This window comes from Alcaligenes sp. GW821-FHT11D07 (assembly GCF_058808495.1).
This window is the reverse complement of sequence record NZ_JBXART010000002.1, coordinates 935,976-957,798: the sequence shown is the minus strand read 5'-3', so window position 1 is coordinate 957,798 and position 21,823 is coordinate 935,976. Positions and strand designations below refer to the sequence as shown.

21 protein-coding genes are annotated in these 21,823 nt (G+C 56.8%); 8 read left to right on the top strand and 13 right to left on the bottom strand.

Annotation, left to right across the window (positions count from 1 at the left end; genetic code table 11):
- Positions 1–13: 13 nt before the first annotated feature.
- From AC1RSM_RS12950 to alr, 9 genes are all read right to left on the bottom strand, one after another.
- Positions 14–820, bottom strand: coding sequence for an ABC transporter permease subunit (locus AC1RSM_RS12950; RefSeq protein WP_492932943.1), 807 nt, complete (start codon positions 818–820; stop codon positions 14–16).
- Complete coding sequence (locus AC1RSM_RS12945; RefSeq protein WP_492932942.1) at positions 817–1,737, bottom strand: ABC transporter permease subunit; 921 nt, start codon at positions 1,735–1,737, stop codon at positions 817–819. Before AC1RSM_RS12945 ends, AC1RSM_RS12950 begins: the two co-directional genes overlap by 4 nt.
- Entirely contained in the window at positions 1,734–2,864 is a 1,131-nt protein-coding gene (locus tag AC1RSM_RS12940) for an ABC transporter ATP-binding protein (protein WP_492932941.1), read from the bottom strand. Before AC1RSM_RS12940 ends, AC1RSM_RS12945 begins: the two co-directional genes overlap by 4 nt.
- A gap of 6 nt (positions 2,865–2,870) precedes the next feature.
- Complete coding sequence (locus AC1RSM_RS12935) at positions 2,871–3,977, bottom strand: polyamine ABC transporter substrate-binding protein (RefSeq protein WP_492932940.1); 1,107 nt, start codon at positions 3,975–3,977, stop codon at positions 2,871–2,873.
- A gap of 77 nt (positions 3,978–4,054) precedes the next feature.
- Positions 4,055–4,774, bottom strand: a complete 720-nt coding sequence (locus AC1RSM_RS12930; RefSeq protein ID WP_492932939.1) for a 3-deoxy-D-manno-octulosonic acid kinase — start codon at positions 4,772–4,774, stop codon at positions 4,055–4,057.
- 9 nt (positions 4,775–4,783) lie between these two features.
- A complete protein-coding gene (locus AC1RSM_RS12925; protein ID WP_492932938.1) occupies positions 4,784–5,563 on the bottom strand; it encodes a sulfite exporter TauE/SafE family protein in 780 nt (259 codons plus the stop codon).
- A 5-nt stretch (positions 5,564–5,568) separates the two neighbouring features.
- Positions 5,569–6,954, bottom strand: a complete 1,386-nt coding sequence (radA, locus tag AC1RSM_RS12920) for a DNA repair protein RadA (protein ID WP_492932937.1) — start codon at positions 6,952–6,954, stop codon at positions 5,569–5,571.
- 9 nt (positions 6,955–6,963) lie between these two features.
- Positions 6,964–7,680, bottom strand: coding sequence for an SDR family oxidoreductase (locus tag AC1RSM_RS12915; RefSeq protein ID WP_492932936.1), 717 nt, complete (start codon positions 7,678–7,680; stop codon positions 6,964–6,966).
- 19 nt (positions 7,681–7,699) lie between these two features.
- Positions 7,700–8,830, bottom strand: coding sequence for an alanine racemase (alr, locus tag AC1RSM_RS12910; protein WP_492932935.1), 1,131 nt, complete (start codon positions 8,828–8,830; stop codon positions 7,700–7,702).
- A 70-nt stretch (positions 8,831–8,900) separates the two neighbouring features.
- On the opposite strand from alr, the gene hpnC reads away from it, so the two are divergent.
- From hpnC to hpnE, 3 genes are read left to right on the top strand one after another with little or no spacing between them, the layout of a single operon-like run.
- Positions 8,901–9,761: a squalene synthase HpnC gene (gene hpnC, locus AC1RSM_RS12905; RefSeq protein WP_492932934.1), complete on the top strand. Its 861-nt coding sequence runs from the start codon at positions 8,901–8,903 to the stop codon at positions 9,759–9,761.
- A 6-nt stretch (positions 9,762–9,767) separates the two neighbouring features.
- Positions 9,768–10,631 carry a presqualene diphosphate synthase HpnD gene (hpnD, locus tag AC1RSM_RS12900; RefSeq protein ID WP_492932933.1) on the top strand — a complete coding sequence of 288 codons (864 nt, stop codon included), beginning with the start codon at positions 9,768–9,770 and terminating at the stop codon, positions 10,629–10,631.
- A complete protein-coding gene (hpnE, locus tag AC1RSM_RS12895) occupies positions 10,628–11,917 on the top strand; it encodes a hydroxysqualene dehydroxylase HpnE (protein WP_492932932.1) in 1,290 nt (429 codons plus the stop codon). The genes hpnD and hpnE overlap by 4 nt, the downstream gene beginning before the upstream one ends.
- 87 nt (positions 11,918–12,004) lie before the next feature.
- Here the strand turns inward: hpnE and speG are convergent, their stop codons facing one another.
- The 4 genes from speG to alaC form a co-directional block, all read right to left on the bottom strand.
- Entirely contained in the window at positions 12,005–12,562 is a 558-nt protein-coding gene (gene speG / locus AC1RSM_RS12890) for a spermidine N1-acetyltransferase (RefSeq protein WP_492932931.1), read from the bottom strand.
- A 313-nt stretch (positions 12,563–12,875) separates the two neighbouring features.
- A complete protein-coding gene (gene thrC, locus AC1RSM_RS12885; protein ID WP_492932930.1) occupies positions 12,876–14,285 on the bottom strand; it encodes a threonine synthase in 1,410 nt (469 codons plus the stop codon).
- Positions 14,285–15,583, bottom strand: a complete 1,299-nt coding sequence (locus AC1RSM_RS12880; protein WP_492932929.1) for a homoserine dehydrogenase — start codon at positions 15,581–15,583, stop codon at positions 14,285–14,287. The genes thrC and AC1RSM_RS12880 overlap by 1 nt, the downstream gene beginning before the upstream one ends.
- On the bottom strand, positions 15,580–16,767 hold the full coding sequence (gene alaC, locus AC1RSM_RS12875; protein WP_492932928.1) for an alanine transaminase: 1,188 nt from the start codon (positions 16,765–16,767) through the stop codon (positions 15,580–15,582). Before alaC ends, AC1RSM_RS12880 begins: the two co-directional genes overlap by 4 nt.
- A gap of 166 nt (positions 16,768–16,933) precedes the next feature.
- Here alaC and AC1RSM_RS12870 point away from each other — a divergent pair, with 166 nt between their 5' ends.
- From AC1RSM_RS12870 to AC1RSM_RS12850, 5 genes are all read left to right on the top strand, one after another.
- A complete protein-coding gene (locus tag AC1RSM_RS12870; RefSeq protein ID WP_492932927.1) occupies positions 16,934–17,377 on the top strand; it encodes an Mth938-like domain-containing protein in 444 nt (147 codons plus the stop codon).
- On the top strand, positions 17,374–17,841 hold the full coding sequence (locus AC1RSM_RS12865) for a peroxiredoxin (RefSeq protein ID WP_492932926.1): 468 nt from the start codon (positions 17,374–17,376) through the stop codon (positions 17,839–17,841). The genes AC1RSM_RS12870 and AC1RSM_RS12865 overlap by 4 nt, the downstream gene beginning before the upstream one ends.
- Positions 17,842–17,893: 52 nt before the next feature.
- On the top strand, positions 17,894–19,612 hold the full coding sequence (locus AC1RSM_RS12860) for a PhoH family protein (RefSeq protein WP_492932925.1): 1,719 nt from the start codon (positions 17,894–17,896) through the stop codon (positions 19,610–19,612).
- 215 nt (positions 19,613–19,827) lie between these two features.
- Positions 19,828–20,823 (top strand): 4-hydroxythreonine-4-phosphate dehydrogenase PdxA, encoded by a 996-nt coding sequence (pdxA, locus tag AC1RSM_RS12855; protein ID WP_492932924.1) that lies wholly within the window; start codon positions 19,828–19,830, stop codon positions 20,821–20,823.
- On the top strand, positions 20,820–21,791 hold the full coding sequence (locus tag AC1RSM_RS12850) for a bile acid:sodium symporter family protein (RefSeq protein ID WP_492932923.1): 972 nt from the start codon (positions 20,820–20,822) through the stop codon (positions 21,789–21,791). Before pdxA ends, AC1RSM_RS12850 begins: the two co-directional genes overlap by 4 nt.
- The last annotated feature ends 32 nt before the right edge of the window (positions 21,792–21,823 follow it).

The following is a 21,823-nucleotide window of genomic DNA, read 5'->3' as shown; positions in this document are numbered from 1 at the left end:
TACTCCTTATCAATCAGACGCGACGCTCACGGCGCGCCTGCAAGCGATTGGCCACGATCACAAAAATACCAATCACCACAATAAGCAGGGTCGCCAAAGCATTGATCTCGGGTTTCAGCCCCAAGCGTACGCGTGCAAACACTTCCACCGGCAAGGTGGTAAAACCCGGTCCGGACAGGAAAGAGGCAATCACCACATCGTCCAGCGACAGGGTAAAGGCCAGCAACCAGGCCGCCATCAAGGCGGGCACAATCGAGGGCAGCACAACCTGGAAAAAGGCTTTCAAGGGCGTGGCGCCCAAATCAAGCGCGGCCTCTTCCTGAGAGCGATCCAGCTCACGCATACGCGATTGCAGGATCACGGTGGCGTAGGCCGTGCACAGCACGACATGGCCAATCCAGATCGTGAAAATACCGTTCTGCTCCGGCCAGCCAAACAGGGAGTTCAACTCCACAAACATCAGCAGCAAGGAAATACCCAGCACAACTTCTGGGATGACCAATGGCGCGCTGACCAGGCCGATGTACAAGGCAAAGCCTTTGAAGCGTCCCATACGAGCCAGCACATAAGCGGCCCAGGTCCCCAGAATGGTAGCCATGGTGGCCGTCAGAACGGCTATTAAAAACGACAGTTTTGCAGCGCTCAGCAAAGCCTGGTCTTTGAACAAAGACTCGTACCAGCGAAACGAAAAGCCCGACCAGGACGTCATGATGGCCGAGTCGTTAAACGAAAAAACGATCAGGAACAGAATCGGCACGTAGAGAAAGCCAAACCCTAGCGTCAAAACCAGGGCGCGCAGCCAAGGATTCGGCTTGGTCATGAGCGACCTCCTCGCTGCGCTTCCATCTGCCGCATCTGGCTGTACTGGAACAAAATCAAAGGAATGATCAACAACAAGACCATCACGCAGGTAACCGCAGCGGCCATCGGCCAATCCGCATTATTGAAGAACTCCGTCCACATGACGCGGCCCATCATCAAGGTATCGGCACCACCCAGCATTTCCGGAATGACGTATTCACCGACTGCCGGAATAAAGACCAGCATGGCACCGGCGATCACGCCAGACATGGACATGGGCAAGGTGACATTCCAGAAAGCCGACCAGGGGCGTGCGCCCAAATCGTAGGCTGCTTCCAGCAGACGCATGTCCAGCTTCACCAAATTGGCATACAGGGGCAGAATGAAGAACGGCAAATAAGCGTAGATCAAGCCAATATAGACAGCCAGATCGGTACGGTAGATTTCCAAAGGCGTATCAATCAGCCCTATCCATAGCAGCACCTGATTCAGTAAGCCATCCCCACGCAAAATGCCTACCCACGCATACACACGCAAAAGCATGGAAGTCCAGAACGGCAGGATAACGGCCAGCAGCAACAAGCTGCGTACCGCCGGGGACGAACGCGCAATGTAGTACGCCACCGGGTAGCCGATCAGGATACAAAAGATCGTGGTGACCGCGGCCATCTTCAACGAGCTGACGTAGGTGGCCAAATAAAGATTGTCGCTGAACAGCAGGATATAGCCGCGCAGATTCAGCACAAAGGAAATGCTTTCCTCGGCAAACTGAGCCAGCGGTGTATAGGGCGGCACCCCGAAGTCCAGATCAGCAAAACTGATCTTGAGCACGAGCAAAAACGGCACCAGCAGAAACAGAATCATCCACAAGAATGTGGGTGCGACCACCAGCGTGCGACTGGTGGGCAGCAGTTTGCGCCAGGACAGGTTCTTCATGTGCTCAATACCGTTGCGCTGTCATCGGACCAGGACACATAAACCTCTTCGTCCACACCGGGTGCATCTGGCTGGGCCAGCGTGCCACTGGGCATCTGCGCCTCGATCAGCATCCCGGCATCCAGACGAATCTGGTAGCGGGTGTAGCTGCCCATCCAGGACACGTGAGTCACAATGCCGTGGCCCCAGTTGGTATCTTCCGTAGGCAAGTCACGGCTCACCTTGATCTGTTCGGGACGAACAGACACATACACGTCCATGCCCAAGGGCTCGCTGATCCCGTGGCTGACATACAAAGGACGACTTAATTCTTCGCACTCGATATGCACGTGATCAGGCTCGTCCACCGTTACCACGCCGGTAAACAGATTGGTAGAGCCGATAAAGCCCGCTACAAAACGCGAGTTCGGGAAGGAGTACACATCGTACGGTGTGCCGGACTGAATGATTTGCCCGTCAGACATCACCGCCAAGCGGCTGGCCATGGTCATGGCCTCTTCCTGATCGTGGGTAACCATAATGCAGGTCACACCCACGCGCTCCAAAATCTTGACCAGCTCGATCTGGGTCTTTTGGCGAATCTGCTTGTCCAGGGCGGACATGGGTTCATCCAGCAAAAGCAGCTTGGGACGCTTGACCAGACTGCGTGCCAAGGCCACCCGCTGTTGCTGTCCACCCGATAGCTGGCTGGGCTTGCGGCGCGAGAAACCGGCCATCTGCACCAGATCCAACGCTTCAAATACACGCTCGTGGATTTCGTTGCGGGGCACGCCTTCCTGCTTCAGGCCAAAAGCCACATTGGCTTCGACCGACATATGCGGGAATAAGGCGTAGGACTGGAACATCATATTGACCGGCCGCCGGTAAGGCGGCAGATCCGTGATGTCCTCGTTGTCCAGATAAATCCGACCGGAAGTCGGTTCCTCAAAACCTGCCAGCATGCGCAGCAAGGTGGACTTGCCACACCCCGAGCTGCCCAGCAGTGCAAAAATTTCGTGGCGGGCAACGTCCAGACTGACAGACTGGACCGCTACCGTGTCGCCAAAGATTTTGACGACTTCGTCCACACGCACAAATGCATCCTCGCCGTCCATCCAGGGCGAGGTTCCGGTACGGATATCTTGCATGATGCCTTAACGTCCAGACTTGAGTTCAGCCCACAGGCGCGTTTGCAAACGCTGCACCTTCAATGGCTGCGGTTTGATGACAAACAAAGTCTTGGAGACTTCGGACGACGGGTAAATCATGGGGTTGTCCGCCACTTCCTTGACCACGAACTCGCGCGCATCTTTATTGGCGTTCGGATAGAACATGGTGTTGGTAATGGCAGCGTGTACTTCCGGCGTTTCAATGTAGTTGATAAAGGCGTGGGCCTCTTTCACATTGCCGGCGCTCTTGGGAATGGCCATGGTGTCAAACCAGACCGGTGCCCCACCCTGTGGGATGAAGTAATCAATGGCGTAAGGCTTTTTAGCCTGGCGCGCACGGTCAGCCGAGATCATGACGTCGCCGGAGAAACCGTAGACCATGCACAGATCACCCGCCGCCAGCTCATCGATATAACCCGAGGAGCTGAACTGACGCACATAGGGGCGAACTTGCTTGAGCAGGTCCAGCGCCTCGCGGTAATCCGCTTCATTGCTGCTATTGGGATCTTTGCCTAGATAGTGCAGCACGGCCGGGAAGACCTGGGCCGCCTCGTCCAGAATGGAGATGCCACAGCCTTTCAGCTTTTCGGCGTTTTCGGGCTTGAACAGCATGTCCCAGTTACCCAGGTCCACCTGCTCACCCATGATTTCTTTGACTTTGGTGACGTTGTAGCCCAAACCGTTGGTGCCGTAGCCCCAAGGGATCAGATATTCGTTGCCGGGGTCCACATCCGAGAGCAAGGCCATGATGTCCGGGTCCAGATGGGACCAGTTCGGAATCTGACTTTTATCCAGCTTCTGGAATAGGCCACCTTCAATCTGACGCGCTGCGTAGTGCGTGGAGGGAACCACCACGTCGTAACCCGACTTACCCGTCAACAGCTTGGCTTGCAAGGTGTCGTTATTATCATAAACGTCGTAACGCACCGTAATGCCCGTGGCTTTCTGAAAGCCGGACAAGGTGTCGGGCGCAGTATATTCAGCCCAGTTATAGACGTTAACAACCTGATTTTGTGCCTGTGCAACAGGCATGATGGCAGCAGCGGCCAGCAGGCCGGCGAGTACCTGTGGTGTGTTCATCCCAAAAGACATCACGAGTCCCCTTCCTATCGAAAGCGAAAAACCCAAAAGGCGAGATGATAAAGCTTTTTTAACGCCCGTAGTCGTAATTAACGCTGCGTTTCGTGACGGTAGGCAGAAAACATCTGCTGCCACCACATATCGCCACGCGGCCCACACACTTTGAGCAAAGATCGCCTGAGACGTTGCACATTACCCAGCGCTTGGGCAGGGCTGACTGGCCCTTGTCGTGCACGGTCAAAATCGATCAGCCAGACTTTGTCATTCGCATCCAGCAAAATATTGTAGGCGTTAAGGTCGGCGTGCCAAACCTTGAATTGGTGCATGCGGACAATCTCGTGCGCTACCGCTTCGGGCGAAGCGCGATCCAGGCACATGCTCAAAGGCTGCACATTGGGCACCCGCTGGCTTATCAGCGCCGCATGGTACCAAAAACCCTGCTGCCACCACGCGCCCGCCAGGACTTTAGGAACCGACAAACCCTTGTGGTGCAAATAAGACATCACCTGGAATTCACGCCAGCTGCGGGTACGCGAGGCCCCTTGCCAAAGGTAGCTGGACTCATTGAATCGCGCTACCAAACCGCCCCGGCGGTAATGGCGCAGCACAGCCTGCCCGAATGGTCCGTTAACAAACCAGGCAGCCTGACGCCCGCCCTGACCGACTTTGCTGGCTTGGTCGCCATAGGAGGAGGCATCGAACCAGCGCTGCAAAGCGACAGGTTCCAGATTTACCTTGTCTGCCATTTCCGGTGCCAGCAAAGCGCCGCCGCCGGGCAAGGTGTAAACAGAATCGGATGTTTCGTTCACAGCAGCTCCTTAGGCACGGGCCAGCAATAAAGCCATGATCAGCACCAGCATGCAGGCAAAGATAAACTTCAGACGGTTTTCAGGAAGGCGGTATGCCAAACGCACACCGAAAGGCACCAGCAGCAAACTGCCCATGGCCATCGGTATCCCGACTTGCCATGTAGCTTGGCCGTGATAAGCATAGGTGGCCAAAGCGACCAGCGTGCCAGGAATAATCATGGACAAGGCCAAGCCCTGGGCTCCTGTTTGGCTATATCCCATGCGGCTGGTCAAAAACGGCACGACCAACACCGCACCGCCTACCCCAAAGACACCACCGGCCAAACCGGCCATCATGCCAACGGCGATATACCAAAGCTGACCGAAGGAGTCCGGGTCCGGACGTTTGGCATCACTGCGACGACGGCGCCGGGAAAAACCCAAACTCTGGTCAAAATAATACAAAGCAATCGCCAGCACGAATACCGAATAAATACGGCGCAGCAAAACTGCATCCATGCCCAACGCCAGACGTGCCCCTAACCAGGTAAAGATGATCGAGGAGATCGCCCCCAAGGCCGCCCGGCGAAAATCAATGTGATTGCGGCGGTGGTACTGGCGCACGGTCAGCAAGACCGCAGGCACCACCATAATCAAGGCTGTCCCCTGTGCGGTTTGCTGGTCCATGCCCAGAATCAGACCGAGCAAAGGAATCGCCAGCAAGCCACCGCCAATGCCCAGGACGCCGCCGGCATAGCCAATAAGCGCGCCTCCCAGCATGCAGGCCAGGATCAATTGAAAACTTATCATGGCGACTAAAGATTACGTAGACGCTCGACGGCGTCCTCTACCCGGTCAACTGCCCAGATCTCCAAGCCCTCTACAGGCTGGCGGGGGGCATTGCTCTTGGGGATCAGGGCAATACTGAAGCCCAGCTTGGCGGCCTCCCGCAGGCGTTCTTGGCCACGCGGGGCGGGACGGATTTCGCCAGCCAGTCCGATTTCACCAAAGACCACCAGGCCGCGTGGCAGTGGCCGGTTATTCAGAGAGGACAAAATAGCCAGCAGCACTGCCAAGTCAGCAGCCGGTTCGGTAATCTTGACCCCGCCCACCGCATTCACAAACACGTCCTGGTCATAAGTGACGACCCCGGCGTGGCGATGCATGACAGCCAGCAACATGGCCAAGCGCGAGCTTTCCAAACCCACCGACAAGCGGCGTGGGTTAGGCACGTGAGCCGTGTCCACCAAGGCCTGGATTTCCACCAATAAAGGGCGGGTGCCCTCTTGGGTTGCCATGACGCAAGAGCCCGCCACACTTTGAGAATGCTGAGACAAGAACAAGGCCGACGGGTTGCTGACCCCTTTCAGACCCTTTTCCGTCATGGCAAATACGCCCAGCTCATTGACCGCACCAAAGCGGTTCTTGAACGCTCTCACCATACGGAAAGAGGAATGGGTGTCGCCTTCAAAATACAGGACGGTATCCACAATGTGCTCCAGCACACGAGGACCGGCCAAGGTCCCGTCTTTGGTGACGTGACCGATAAAAATCATGGAGGTACCGCTTTGCTTAGCCAGGCGCGTCAGTTGGGCAGCACATTCGCGCACCTGCGACACCGAGCCGGGGGCCGCACTGAGCTGATCCGAATACAAGGTCTGGATAGAGTCGATCACCACCACGCTGGGCTTGTGCGATAGCAAAGCCTGACTAATGGATTCCAGACGTATTTCCGCCAACAAATCCACACCTTCAGTGGGCACGCCTAAACGTCGGGCCCGCAATGCAACCTGCTCGGCAGATTCCTCGCCGGTGACATAGAGCACTTTGGTCTGCTGGGCCAGGGCCGCCATGGCCTGCAGCAAAAGGGTGGATTTACCGACACCGGGATCGCCCCCGATGAGGATCACCCCCCCTTCGACCAGACCACCGCCCAAAACACGGTCAAACTCGCCAATGCCAGTGGGCACTCGCGGCAATTCACGCGCTTGTACATCAGACAGACTTTGGACTGGACTGGAGCCGGCCAAAGAAGCGTAACGATGGGAGCTTGCCGTGGGTGTGGCCTCTACCGTTTCCTGCAGGCTGTTCCACGCCCCGCAGGCCGGGCATTTACCCGCCCATTTGGGAGTATCTGCCCCGCACTCTGTGCAAACAAATACCACTTTGGCCTTGCGGGCCGCACGAGTACTGGTGGCCATAGAAACTCCTTAGCGTCCGGCCAAACTGCCACCGCCATCCACGCCCAGATTCTGGCCGGTGATGTAAGCCGCTTCGTCGCTTAGCAAAAAGGTGACGGCAGCAGCCACTTCGGCTGCCTGCCCAAAACGTCCCAGGGGAATGGAGGACAAGCTGCGTTGCTCCGCTTCACTGCCTACGGGGTGATTGGCACGAAACATTTCTGTTTCAATCGGACCGGGCGATACGGCGTTGACCGTAATACCGTAGGGAGCCAGTTCCAGCGCCCAGGTACGGGTACAACCGAGCAAAGCGCTTTTAGCTGCCGCGTAGCTGGTGCGGTCAGAACCGCCATGCACCACACGGCTACAAATATTGACGATGCGCCCTTCTTTACGCGCTTTCATGGAAGGAATGAAAGCCTGTGCAACTTGCACGGCGACGCGCACGTTCAGGTCGAACACTTGGTAAAGATTGCCCAGATCCACCTGCCCAATAGGCTCAGGCGCCACCAGACCGACATTATTCACGACGGCATCCACGGGATACTTTTCGCGAATCACGCGCAGCATTTCTTCGGTTTCACCCGCATTACTCAAATCGCAGGAATACAGATACCCTGGAAAATCAATATTTTCGGTGTGACGGGCCAGACCCACTACGTGAGCCCCGGCATCGGCCAGTCGCTGGCTGATTGCCCAGCCTATTCCTTTGGTAGCGCCGGTAATTAATACACATTTATTTTTCATGGCTGTGCCTTTGGTGGTGTTAATCCTGGATGATGCGCGGCACGCGAGGGGCGACCGCACAAATCAATTCGTAGCCCAGGGTTCCAGCCGCCGCCGCAACCTCGTCCACACTGGGTCCGCCCTGACCGAACAACACCGCCTGGCTACCGACTCCAGCGGCGGGCACCGGGGTCAGGTCTACGGCCAGCATGTCCATAGAGACACGACCGAGCAAACGGGTGCGAACACCGTTGACGGTAACCGGGGTGCCGGTGCCAGCGTGACGCGGGTAACCATCGGCATAACCACAAGCCACCACGCCAATGCGCATAGCCTGCTCTGCAATATACGTATGGCCGTAGCCAATGCCTTCACCTTGCTTGACGCCGCGCACACTGATAATTTCAGCCGCCAGGGTCATGCCGGGTTGCAAACCAAAATCTTCGGCGCTCATATCCGCAAAGGGGGAGCTGCCATACAGGCAAATACCGGGACGCACCCAATGGTCTGGACCGGAAGGCATATAAACCCCCAGATCAGGACTGAGTGTCGCTGCCGAGTTGCACACGCTGACCGGGCCGGGCAAACCGTCAGTAATACGGTTGAAGCAGCGAATCTGTTCCAGCGTCGCGTCAATATTGTCATCGGCGCGCGCAAAGTGTGTCATGCGTCCGACTGAACCCAGCTTGCCCGCTTTTTGCAAACGCTGGGCGCGTTCAAAGGCGGCAGGATAATCATCCACGCTAAAGCCCAGGCGGTTCATGCCGCTATTGAGCTTGACCATGGCATTCAAGGCCACGCCGCCCTTCCACTGCTCCAGCATTTTCAGCTGTTCGTGGCAATGGAGAACGGTGGTCAGGCCCAGCTCAGCCAGGACATCCAGATCCTCCGGCTGAAAAAAACCCTCCAGCAGCATGATGGGACCTGTCCAGCCGGCGGCGCGGCAGCGCACAGCCTCTTTCAGATCCAGCATCGCCATGCCTTCGGCGGCCTGAAGGGCTCGCACGGCATTTTCAATGTCATGACCGTAAGCATTGGCCTTCATGACGGCCCAGATATGGGGCCGCTTCACCCCGGATGGAGCCGTGGCGTTATTCAGGCTCTGAATAACCATATCGAGATTGTGACGCAGTGACGCAATATGAATGGTGGCCGAGATAGGACGTGGCATGGTTCTCCCCGAAGCAATACGAAAGTCTAAACCAGCCCTAGTGGAAACGAAAGCCGTATACTGGCGGACTATGTCAATCGAGCACTATGAAAACTTCCCTGTCGCCTCTGTGCTGCTGCCTCGTCGGCTCCGCCGACCCGTACTTGATATTTATCGTTTTGCCCGCAGCGCCGACGACATCGCCGACGAAGGCGACTTAAGCGCCGCTGAACGCCTGGAATTGCTGGCACAGTTCGAAGCCGGCATTGAACAACTGCAATATCACCAGCCCGTTCTGGCGGACACGCCCCACAGCCAGATATTTGTCCCGCTGGCCAGTAGCATCAGTAACTTCCAGTTGCCACTCAAGCCTTTTCTGGATTTGCTGTCTGCCTTTCGCCAGGATGTCACTACGCATCGCTATGCCGATATGGCCCAGGTGCTGGACTACTGCACGCGGTCAGCCAACCCAGTGGGCCGCCTGATGCTGCATTTGTATCAAGCCCACAGCCCGGAGCTGGTCGAGATGGCCGACTCCACCTGTACGGGGCTGCAACTGGTCAACTTCTGGCAGGACGTGGCCCTGGACTGGCATAAAAACCGGGTCTACATCCCGCAGGATCTGCTGGCACAATACGATCTGGATGACGATTACATTCAGGCACGTTGCCAGCTGCAGCGTCAGCCCCAGGCCGACGAGCGCTGGAAAGAAATGATGCAACTGCTGGTCACCGATGCCCGTCAACGCCTGCAGGCCGGACTGCTCTTGTCCTCGCACCTGCCCGGACGCATCAGCCTGGAGCTGAAGATGATGGTGCTGGGTGGTCTGCGTGTGTTGGAACGCCTTGAAGCGGTGCAGTTTGACGTCTTCAGTCAACGCCCCACCTTGTCCCGCCTGGACTGGCTGCGTCTGATTGCCCGCGGTCTGAGCCGCACCCCTTACCGACCCTGAACGTTCATGAGCCCAGACGAGTATTGTCAGAACAAGGCAGCCCAAAGTGGCTCCAGCTTTTACTACGCCTTTCTGTTTCTGCCGCCCGAACGCCGCCGCGCCATCACGGCCTTGTATGCGTTTTGCCGCGAGGTCGATGACGTGGTGGACGAGGTTCACGAAGAGTCGGTAGCCCGCATGAAGCTGGTGTGGTGGCGCACGCAAGTAGCGGACCTGTATGAAGGCCGCGCTCACCATCCTGTGATGCAGGCTCTGACCCCCCATGTGAAGGCCTTTGGTCTGCCCCAGGACGAGCTGCTGGCTGTCATTGACGGCATGGAAATGGATCTGGACCAGGTGCGTTACGAAACTTGGGCGGATCTGGAGCGCTACTGTTGGCACGCTGCCGGCGTGGTGGGTTTGCTGTCGGCGCGTATTTTCGGTCAAACCCACGAACAAACCAGCGACTACGCCCAAAAACTGGGCTTGGCGTTTCAGTTGACCAACATCATTCGTGATGTGGGCGATGACGCTCGCCGCGGCCGCATCTACCTGCCCCAAGAAGATCTGGACAAATTTGCGGTGGCCCCTCACGAAATCCTGGACCAACAGCATTCTGAGCGCTTCGAAGCCTTGATGGCCTTTCAAACCGAACGTGCCCAGGACTTGTACCGACAGGCCATGCGAGCCCTGCCCGCCGCGGATCGCCGTGCACAGCGCCCTGGTTTGCTGATGGCGGCCATCTACCATGCTTTGCTGGTGGAGATTGCCAATGACCGCTGGCATGTGCTGGAGCAGCGCATCTCGCTGACCCCTATTCGCAAGTTCTGGCTGGCCTGGAAAACCTGGGTATCGGGCGGACGTAGCTTGCAACGCAAACTAGGCAAATGAAGGTCGCGGTTATCGGAGCAGGCTGGGCGGGCTGTGCTGCCGCCTGGCGTTTAAAGACCTTGGGCCATCAGGCCAGTGTCTTTGAAGCTTCGCGCCACATAGGCGGACGGGCCCGCCGCATCCATAGTCCCAACTTGGGACGCGATACCGATAACGGCCAGCACATCATGCTGGGTGCCTATTCCGTTTCACTGGGGCTGATGAAAGAAATTGGCCTGGACGAATCATCCCGCCTGCAGCGCCAAGATCTGGATGTCGTCTCGGCGGATGGTCGCTTTCGTCTGCGTAACCGGGCTTTGCCCGCCCCTTTTCATCTGCTGGCAGGGTTGCTGGGAGCACAAGGGCTAAGCTGGTCTCAAAAAATCAGGCTGGCACGTTTTTGCCGCTGGCTGATGAAGCACCAATGGCGCACGCCTGCCGGACTGACGGTCTTGCAACTATTGCAAGCACAGCAGCAAGACAGCCAGGTGATTCATCTTTTCTGGCAGCCCTTATGTGTGGCCGCCATGAATACCCCTATTGAACAAGCCTGCGCCCAGTTGTTTGCCCATGTCTTGCGCGATAGCCTGGGCGGTGCCCGCCAAGCCAGCCAAACCCTGATTCCTTTGACCGACCTAAGCCAGCTTTGGTGCGAACCGGCGCTGCGCGATATACAGCTGCAACTAGGCCACCGAGTCCAAAGGCTGGAACTGGACGAGTCCAGAGTACTGGTGGATGGTTTGCACTTTGACGCTGCGATTGTGGCTTGCCCGCCTGTGCAGGCGGCACGGTTGCTGCAGAACTTGCCCAGCAACCCTGCCAGTGAACGGCTCCTGGCCGATCTGCAGGCATTTGAGTACATCCCTATTGCTACCTTGTACCTGGAATTGGAACAAGCCTGGAATCTGCCCCAGCCTATGTTGATGCTGGACGATCTCCAGGGCATGGGCGGGCAATGGCTGTTTGATCACAGCGCACTCAAGCCCGGCAGCGGAGAAACCTTGGTTGGCATCGTCATCAGCGACGCAGTACGGCTCCAAGAGCTGGACCGCCAAGAAGCGATTGACACCATCATTGATCAAGTTCGAACTCAAACTCAAGAGATCAAAGCCATGCCCGCGGTACGCGCCAGCGAACTGATCATCGAAAAACGCGCCACTTTCGCAGCGGTCCCCGGGCTGCGTCGCCCCCCAGTCACAACGCCCTGGCCTGCCATTCGACTGGCAGGAGACTGGACTGATACCGGCTACCCCGGAGTGCTGGAAGGGGCCGTACGCAGCGGTTTGAAAGCAGCCCATCTAGGCTGAGCACCAGGGCGGTTCAAGCTGGCGGCAAACCCAAGCTTGCACAAGCACTTCAATACTAGGTTTGAACATCACTACCCTCTGGCGCGCTTACTGCGCAGCAGGCGTCAACAAGGTTTGTGGGGGCTTATGAGCTGCCAGGAACTCGGGCTGAAACAAGCACATGCGCACCACATCCCGGTACTGACCATTGATGAAGAACTCATGCTTGAGCTCGCCCTCCACTTGAAAACCGAACTTCTGGTAGATGTGAATGGCCTTGTGGTTTTCCTTGTCCACAATCAGCACGATTTTGTACAGGTTCAAGACTCCAAAACCGTACTCGATTGCCATTTTCGTGGCACGTGAGGCAATACCCTTGCCCTGGAACTCCGGCGCAATAATGATCTGGAATTCAGCCCGGCGATGCACATAGTCGATCTCAACCAACTCCACCACACCCGAAGGCTGCCCTTCCCACTCCACTACAAAGCGGCGTTCGCGCTGGTCGTGAATGTGCTCGTCGTACAGGGCAGCCAGCTCGCCATAAGTTTCGTAGGGCTCCTCGAACCAGTAGCGCATCACGCTGGCGTTATTGTCCAGCAAATGCACAAAACGCAAATCTTCGCGTTCCAGAGGGCGTAACTTAACAAGCGTCGTTTTACTCATGGTGTTTCTATCCTTTCTCTACATTTGATAGGCCATCTGCCTATCCGCCTATACCAAAGGCCATAGACATCATGCCTTTGAATCGTGTTTTTTTGATGAAGACCGGATAGAAAAAGTTCAGATAAGTAAGGATTTGCCTGCTTTATCGCCCATTTCCCGGCAGTAAAGACGCAAAAAAACCCCGACTTTCACTTTCCTGCACCTCATCCTGAATATCATTCAGGCCAGCAGAAAAAGAAAAATCGGGGTTTAGACGCTACCCGCCAAGCTCAAGAACAGCGCCAGCAAAAAATGCCGGCACCCTTGACTATGATTAGCGAGGAGCGTGCGCTTCGATGTAGCTACGCACTTGCGCCAGATCCGCGTCCATGACAACGACCTTCTGAGGCAGATCAGCCAGACCAGCCAAGTGCGCTGGCACCGGAGCGGGCTGTCCAATGGCTTCCTCAATCGTCTCGGAGAACTTGGCAGGCAGTGCAGTTTCCAGCACCAGCATAGGGACACCCTGCTCGCGGAAATCCTGAGCGACCTTCACAGCGTCTGCCGTGTGCGGGTCAATCAAGACTTTGTATTCCTTATTCACCTGAGCAATGGTGTTCAGACGATCCTGGTGGGAGCTGGCACCGGCCACAAAGCCGAACTCTTCCTGGAAGCGTGGCAAATGCTCGCTCAGGTCGAACTGGCCTTCCCTGGCTAACTGTTCCCACAATGCCTTGACCTTGCTGCCATCACGGCCCAGCAGATCAAACACAAAGCGCTCGAAGTTGGAGGCACGAGAAATGTCCATGGACGGGCTGGACGTAGCGTAAGTTTGCTCGGAACCACGCGGGCGATAAATACCCGTGCGAAAGAACTCTTCCAGCACGTTATTTTCGTTAGTGGCCAGAACCAGCTTGGCAATAGGCAGACCCATCTGGCGGGCAATGTGGCCCGACAGAATATTGCCAAAGTTACCCGAAGGCACGGCAAAAGACACCTTCTGGCCGGCGGCTGTGGTGCTGCGCAGCCAACCCCAGAAGTAATACACCACCTGAGCAGAAATACGCGCCCAGTTGATGGAGTTCACGGCACCCAAATGCCAGTGAGACTTGAATTGCAGATCACCTGCCAAGGCTTTGACGATGTCCTGGCAATCATCGAACACACCCTTCACCGACAGGTTATGGATGTTTTCGTCTTGCAGAGAGTACATCTGGGCGCGCTGGAAAGCGCTCATGCGGCCGTAAGGCGAGAGCATGAAGACGCTGACGCCACGCTTGCCGCGCAAAGCGTACTCAGCCGCCGAACCCGTGTCGCCGGAAGTGGCGCCCACAATGTTCAAGGTGCTGTTGCGCTGTGTCAGCACGTATTCAAAAACCTGGCCCAGAAACTGCATGGCCATGTCTTTAAATGCCAGAGTTGGACCTTGGGACAAGCCCAGCAAGGAGAAACCGGGCTCCAGTTCCTTGACCGGTACAACCTGCTCGCTGTCGAACACGCCGGGGGCGTAAGCACGTGCCGTCAAGGCGGACAGTTCATCAGCCGGAATATCGGTGACAAACAGGCCCAGCACTTTAGCGGCCAGTTCGGGGTAGCTCAGGGCGCGCCAGGATTCCAGCATTTCAGCGCTGACCTGCGGGTAGCTTTCTGGCATGGCCAAACCGCCATCCGGAGCCAAGCCTTCCAGCAAGATGTCCGAGAACGGCTGAGCCTTCATGCCGCCACGGGTGGACACGTAATTCATTACAGATTCTCCACGCGCAAACGGGTCACAGCAGAACGCACAAAAGGCAGGTTCTGGATCTGGCTGATCGCGCCATTGATGGCACCTTCACGCGCTTCGTGCGTCAGGAAGATGATATCGGCCTGCTCACCGGCCGGTTCCTGGAACATGGAACCAATCGAAATCGAGGCTTGAGCCAGAATGCGAGCCACGTCCGCCAATACACCAGGACGATCATCCACACGCAAGCGCAGGTAGTAAGAGGACAGCACCTCATCCATAGGCAAGATGGGTGTGTCGGCCATCGCATTGTGCTGGAAAGCCAGGTAAGGCACACGATGCTCGGGTTCGGCAGTTTGCAAACGAGTCACATCCACCAGGTCGGCCACCACCGCCGAGGCGGTTGGCAAAGCACCAGCACCGGCGCCGTAGTACACGGTCTGGCCCACGGCATCGCCATGTACCAGCACGGCGTTCATGGCACCTTGTACATTGGACAGCATGCTGTCCAGAGGCACCAAGGTGGGGTGAACGCGCAGCTCGATCCCTTCGTCACGAGCACGGGTAATACCCAGCAGCTTGATGTTGTAGCCCAGGCGCTGTGCGTGTTGCAGGTCTTCCAGTGCCAGGCTGGTAATGCCTTCCACATGGGCCTTGCTAAATTGCACCGGAATACCGAACGCCAGGGAAGCCAGCAGGCTCAACTTGTGAGCCGCGTCCACACCTTCAATGTCAAAGGTAGGATCAGCTTCGGCGTAGCCCAGACGCTGTGCGTCAGCCAGTGCCTCGGCAAAGCTCACGCCACGATTGCGCATTTCGGACAGGATGTAGTTGGTGGTGCCGTTAATAATGCCGGCCAGCCACTGAATACGGTTGGCCGACAGGCCTTCGCGAATGGCTTTGATGATAGGAATACCACCGGCCACGGCAGCTTCAAAAGCCACCATGATGCTGCGCTCGTGAGCAGCAGCAAAAATCTCGTTGCCATGCTTGGCCAACAAAGCCTTGTTGGCAGTGACCACGTGCTTGCCCTGGGCAATCGCTTCCATGACCCACTCGCGGGCCAGCGTGTCGCCCCCCACCAGCTCGACCACAATATCGATCTCGGGGTTACGCACCACGTCCATGCCGTCTGTGGTCAGGGTCACCTCGTCCCCTACCAGCGCGCGTGCCTTTTCCAGGTCACGCACAGCAATAGCCACCACCTCAATACGGCGACCGGCGCGGCGAGCGATTTCATCTGCGTTGCGTTTCAATACGTTCCAGGTGCCGCTGCCAACCACACCCAAACCCAGCAAACCTACTTTGATAGGACTCATTGAACAAATCCGTCCTTACGGAACATTTCTTTGATGCCGCGTACCGCCTGACGGGTACGTTGCTCGTTTTCGATCAGCGCAAAGCGCACATAGTTGTCGCCATACTCACCAAAGCCGATGCCGGGGGATACGGCTACTTTGGCATCGCTCAGTAAGCGCTTGGCAAACTCCAGCGAACCGATGTCCTTGTAGAACTCGGGAATCTTGGCCCAGATATACATTGATGCCTTGGGGACATCGACCATCCAGCCTGCCTCATGCAGGCCCTTGGCCAACACGTCGCGACGACGGCGGTACTGCTCCACCACTTCGCTGACGCAATCCTGTGGCCCTTCCAGTGCCGCAATGGCCGCCACCTGAATCGGTGTGAAGGTGCCGTAATCGTGATAACTCTTGATACGCGCCAAGGCATTGACCAGCGACGCATTGCCCACCATGAAGCCAATACGCCAGCCTGCCATATTGTAGCTTTTGCTCATGGTAAAAAACTCGACGGCCACATCACGCGCACCTTCCACCTGCATGATGGACGGGGCCACATAGCCGTCAAAGGTGATGTCGGCATAGGCCAGATCGTGCACCACCAAAATATTGTGCTCGCGTGCCAGCGCCACAATTCGCTCAAAAAAGGACAGCTCTACACATTGTGCCGTCGGATTGCTGGGAAAACCCAGAATCATCATTTTGGGCTTAGGGATGGACTCGCGCACGGCTTTTTCGATTTCATCGAAAAAATCCACGCCGGGCACCATAGGCACCGAACGGATATTGGCACCGGCAATCACGGCACCATAAATATGAATGGGGTAGCTGGGGTTGGGCACCAATACGGTGTCGCCTTTATCCAGCGTTGCCAGCATCAAGTGAGCCAGACCTTCTTTGGAACCGATGGTGACAATCGCTTCGCTATCCGGGTCCAAGTGCACATTGTAGCGGCGCTCGTACCAATTAGTCACAGCCCGACGCAGACGCGGGATGCCTTTGGAGACAGAATAACCATGTGTGTCAGGGCGGGTGGCCGCCTCAACCAGCTTTTCCACAATGTGCGCCGGTGTTGCGCCGTCCGGGTTCCCCATCGACATGTCAATAATGTCTTCGCCACGACGGCGGGCGGCCATTTTCAGCTCACCGGTAATATTGAACACATAAGGCGGCAAACGCTCGATGCGCGGAAAGCGAATCATGATATTCCCTGATAGAAAAAAAGCGAAGAACCAAACCAAAAGGCAAAAGTTAATCAAAGAGTTTAATCCATGATTGACTTACTGAGAATCACCGCAAACAGATCAGGTGCCGCATCGTACCTGGCGCTTTGCGCTATTATCGACCCTGTAACGGGAGAGACTCATCGTGCAACTGCAACGCGAACACAATCCAGCCATGAATGCCATCACCGCGTACGGTGACGACTATGTGGCCATTAACTTTAAAAACCACGATCATTCCATCTTCTTTAGCCCCGAAGGTCCGATTCAGGACCTGGCCATTCAAAGTGCCACCGAGCTGACAGCAGACTTGCTGCGCCGGATTGCCGGGCTGGAATCGGTCAAGCAAGACCCTATGGCGTTTCTGGACGACGCACCGATGACGCGTCCCGACAACGCCCCCGAGCTGATTTTGATTGGTACCGGCCAGCGCCAGCACTTTTTGCACCCGGCTGTCACGCAGGAAATGCTGCAGCTGGGCATAGGTGTGGAAATCATGGATACCCAAGCCGCTGCCAGAACCTACAATATCCTCATGGCGGAAGGCCGCAAAGTGGTCGCCGCCTTACTGATACAGGAACAAGCATGACTGCCGTACAAATTGGTGCCCCCATCCCCGACTTTTCCGTCCCCTCCACCCAGGGCGAGTTCAGCGCGGCTGACCTGAAAGGAAAAATGACGGTGTTGTACTTTTACCCCAAAGACAACACGCCGGGCTGCACCACCGAATCCCAGAATTTCCGCGACGCCTTGCCCGAATTCCAGGCCGCTGGCGCGCAAATTATTGGCGTTTCACGCGACTCCTTGAGCTCGCACGAACGTTTTATCGACAAGCAAGCCCTGACTTTCCCTTTGCTTGCCGACACCCAAGAGCTCTTGTGCGAACTGTTTGGGGTCATGAAAATGAAAAACATGTACGGTAAACAGGTACGTGGCATAGAGCGCAGCACCTTTTTGATCGACGCCCAAGGTGTGTTGATTCAAGAATGGCGTGGCCTGAAAGTGCCCGGCCATGTGCAGGCTGTATTACAGGCTGTCCAGCAAGCGGCCTGAAACCTTATCGTGCCGGCCCGCGAGCCGGCACACAACCAGGAGTACGAGTTATATGCCGCTACCGACGTTGCCCACCAAGCTGGGAACCCTGCTTAGCGAAAAAGATGACAGTGTCATCATTGCCGATCCACCCGTACCACTAGCCGAAACAAGCAATCCACCCGCCAGTCCCAAAGCTGCACCGAACAAAACCGCTGCTGCCCCACGCGCCAAGAAAACAGCGCCCGCCCAACCTGCCCCCGTAGCGCCTGCTGCGGCGCCGGTCAGCGAGGCCAAAACCGCCCCCAGCAAAAGCACCACCCCTAATCCTGTTCGACCCAAGCCGGTGGCCGGCTCTGCCCCCAAACGCATCCGTCTAGCCCAAGCCCAGCGCAAGCTGTTCGTGCTGGACACCAACGTCTTACTGCACGACTCCAACTCGCTGTTCAAATTTGAAGAGCACGATATTTTCTTGCCCATGATGGTGCTGGAAGAGCTGGATCACCAGAAAAAGGGCTTGTCTGAAGTGGCTCGCAACGCCCGACAGGTCAGCCGGTCGCTGGAAGGTCTGGTGGGTGACAACAATCTGGAAAAACCGCTTAACCTGGATGGCATCGGCAATACCGAAGCTTTGGGCGCGGTTATTTTTCAAACCGAAGCCCTGGATATTTCCCTGCCTATTCAATTGCCTATGGGCAAGGCAGACAACGCCATCCTGGGTGTCGTGCATTCGCTCAGCCAGCGCATGCCCAAGCGTGAAGTTGTACTGGTGTCCAAAGACATCAATATGCGCTTGAAGGCCAAGGCATTAGGCTTGCTGGCGGAAGACTACCGTCACGACCACGTGCTGGATGACTCCGACTTGCTGTATGACGGTGTCATGCCCTTGCCAGACAACTTCTGGACCAAACACGGCAAGAACATGGAGTCCTGGCAACAGGGCGGCACCACCTTCTACCGCATCAGCGGGCCGCTGTGCAGCCAGTTCATGGTCAACCAGTTTGTCTTTACGGAAGGCGATGATCCTCTGGTCGCTCAAGTACGCGAGACAGCCGGCAATACCGCCGTGCTGGCAACCCTGCGCGACTACAGCCACGGCAAAAACAACGTCTGGGGCATTACCGCTCGCAACCGCGAGCAGAACTTTGCCCTGAACCTGTTGATGAATCCGGACTTTGATTTTGTCTCCTTGCTAGGCCATGCCGGTACGGGCAAGACGCTGCTGGCTCTGGCTAGTGCGCTGACCCAAACCCTGGAGACCAAGCGCTACAACGAAATCATCATTACCCGTGCCACCGTGCCGGTTGGCGATGACATCGGTTTTCTGCCCGGCACCGAGGAAGAAAAGATGCAGCCCTGGATGGGGGCGCTGGAAGACAACCTAGAAGTGCTGCATCTGGGCACAGGGAAATCTTCCGGTAATCTGAACAACCCACAAGGGGCTGAAGCGGCTCCGCGCAATTCCACCATGGAATTGGTGCGCTCCAAGATCAAGGTCAAATCCTTAAGCTTTATGCGCGGACGCACCTTCATGAACAAGTTCCTGATCATCGACGAGGCCCAGAACCTGACGCCCAAGCAGATGAAAACACTGGTGACGCGCGCCGGTCCAGGAACTAAAATTGTCTGCTTGGGCAATATTGCCCAGATCGACACGCCCTACCTGACCGAGGGCAGTTCGGGGCTGACCTACGTGGTAGACCGATTCAAAGGCTGGCCGCATGCAGGCCATATCACCTTGCAACGTGGTGAGCGCTCCCGTCTGGCCGATTACGCCAGCGACGCACTCTAAGCCGAATCCCTACTCACACAAACCGGGTCTTGTACCCGGTTTTTTTTTACCGCCGGGCCGCACCAAGGCAAAAACGCCCCCTCGGGGGGTAGCAAGCCGAAGTCGCGGCGTGGGGGCACTTTTTACCGCCGGGCCGTCCCAAGGCAAAAATGCCCCCTCGGGGGGCAGCAAGCCGAAGGCGCGGCGTGGGGGCACTTTTTTATGGCTAGACCACTATGTTGAAACGTTCCAATCAGCCCATTGGGCTCACCATGGGCGATGCCGCGGGCATAGGCCCTGAAATCATTGCCCGCCTGATTGTTGAAGGCTTGCCGCACCCGGCAGTGGTCTATGGCGATGCGGGTGCGATGCGTCGTGCCCTGATCTTGATCGGCGCCGATCAGAACTGGCAGGTGCAGGAAGTGGAGCAGCCAGTCTGTACGCCTCCTGGCGTGATTGCCGTTCTGAACCGCTGGCAAGCCTTGCCGGAGGACCTGCCTTATGGCCAGATCCATGCCCTGGCCGGACGCGGCTCCTATGAGTACCTGTGTCATGCCATTGACGATGCCCAGGCTGGCCTGATTCGCGCCATTGTGACGGCCCCGCTGAACAAGCTGGCCATGCAAAAAGGCGGCATTGATGCACCCGGTCACACCGAAATTTTGGCCGAGCGCAGCCAAACTGAACACTACGCCATGATGCTTGCCAACGAGCACTTGCGCTCTATTTTGGTCACCATCCACGAACCCATTTCCCGCGTTCCTTCTTTGATCACCCAAGAGCGAGTGCTGCAAACCATACGGCTGGCACAACTAGCCTGCCATCAAGCCGGTATTGCCCAGCCCCGCGTGGCCGTCGCTGGCTTGAACCCTCATGCGGGTGAAGGCGGGAAATTTGGCTCTGAAGACCAAGGGCAAATCAGCCCGGCCATTGAACAAGCTCGTCTGGAAGGCATAGACGCCAGCGGCCCCTGGCCTGGCGACACTATTTTCATGCGAGCCCGGCAAGGCGAGTTCGACATCGTTGTTGCCCAATATCACGATCAAGGTCTAATCCCCATCAAACTCTTGGGTCTGGACGAAGGCGTGAACGTGACGGTAGGTCTGCCCTTTATCCGCACCAGCGTGGATCACGGCACCGCTTACGATATCGCCGGACAAGGCAAGGCTGATGCCTCCTCGTTGGCCTACGCCTACCGCATGGCTATTTCTATGAGTGCGCATCCAGCATGATCAAGCGTTTGCCCATAGACCCGTTTTTACTGAAGCTGTTTGCCACTGTGGCGCTTGCCAGCCTCTTGCCCGCGCAAGGTTGGGGCGTGGCCTTGTTTCAACACGCTACTCAGATTGCCATTGCTCTGCTGTTTTTCCTGCATGGAGCCCGCCTTTCACGCGAAGCCATTTGGGGCGGCTTGTCTCATTGGCGTTTGCACCTGCTAATTCTGTCTGTCACCTTTCTGCTCTTTCCTATCTTGGGCAGCGGTGTGGCGGCCGTATTGCGACCTTGGCTGACCGACAATCTGTACCTCGGCATTCTGTTCCTGGCTTGTCTGCCCAGTACGGTTCAATCTGCTGTCGCCTTGACCGCCATGGCACGAGGCAATGTGCCTGCCTCGATTTGCAGCGCTTCGGCGTCCACCTTGCTGGGGGTTTTTATCACGCCCTTGCTGGTGGGCATTGTGCTTGCGGGGGCAACCAGTGCCCAAGCCACTGTTTCGCTGGAGGCGGTGGGCAAGATAATGCTGCAGCTGTTCTTCCCCTTTGTCTTCGGACACTTGCTGCGCCCTTGGATAGGCAATTGGGTGATGAAGCGGCAAAAACTGCTTAAGGTCGTAGACCAAGGCTCTATCTTGCTGGTGGTCTATACGGCCTTTTCAGGGGCGGTGGTTGGTGGTTTGTGGTCGTCCACCCCGCTTAGTGCTTTGGGTCTAATTATCCTGTCCAACGCAGTTTTGCTGACATTGGCGCAGTTGCTGGCCTGGAACCTGGGACGTTGGCTAGGCTTTTCGACGGCAGACCGTGTCAGCCTGCTGATGTGCGGGTCCAACAAGAGCTTGAGCAGTGGCATTCCTATCGCCAATGTGATTTTCCCGACCGCCATGGTGGGCCCCATCATTCTGCCCATCATGCTGTTTCACCAGTGGCAGTTACTGGTCTGCGCCTGGCTGGCTAAACGCCTGGCTGCCCGTCAGGGCGATTAAAAAAAAGGGGCGGGCATCTTCATGCCCTCCCC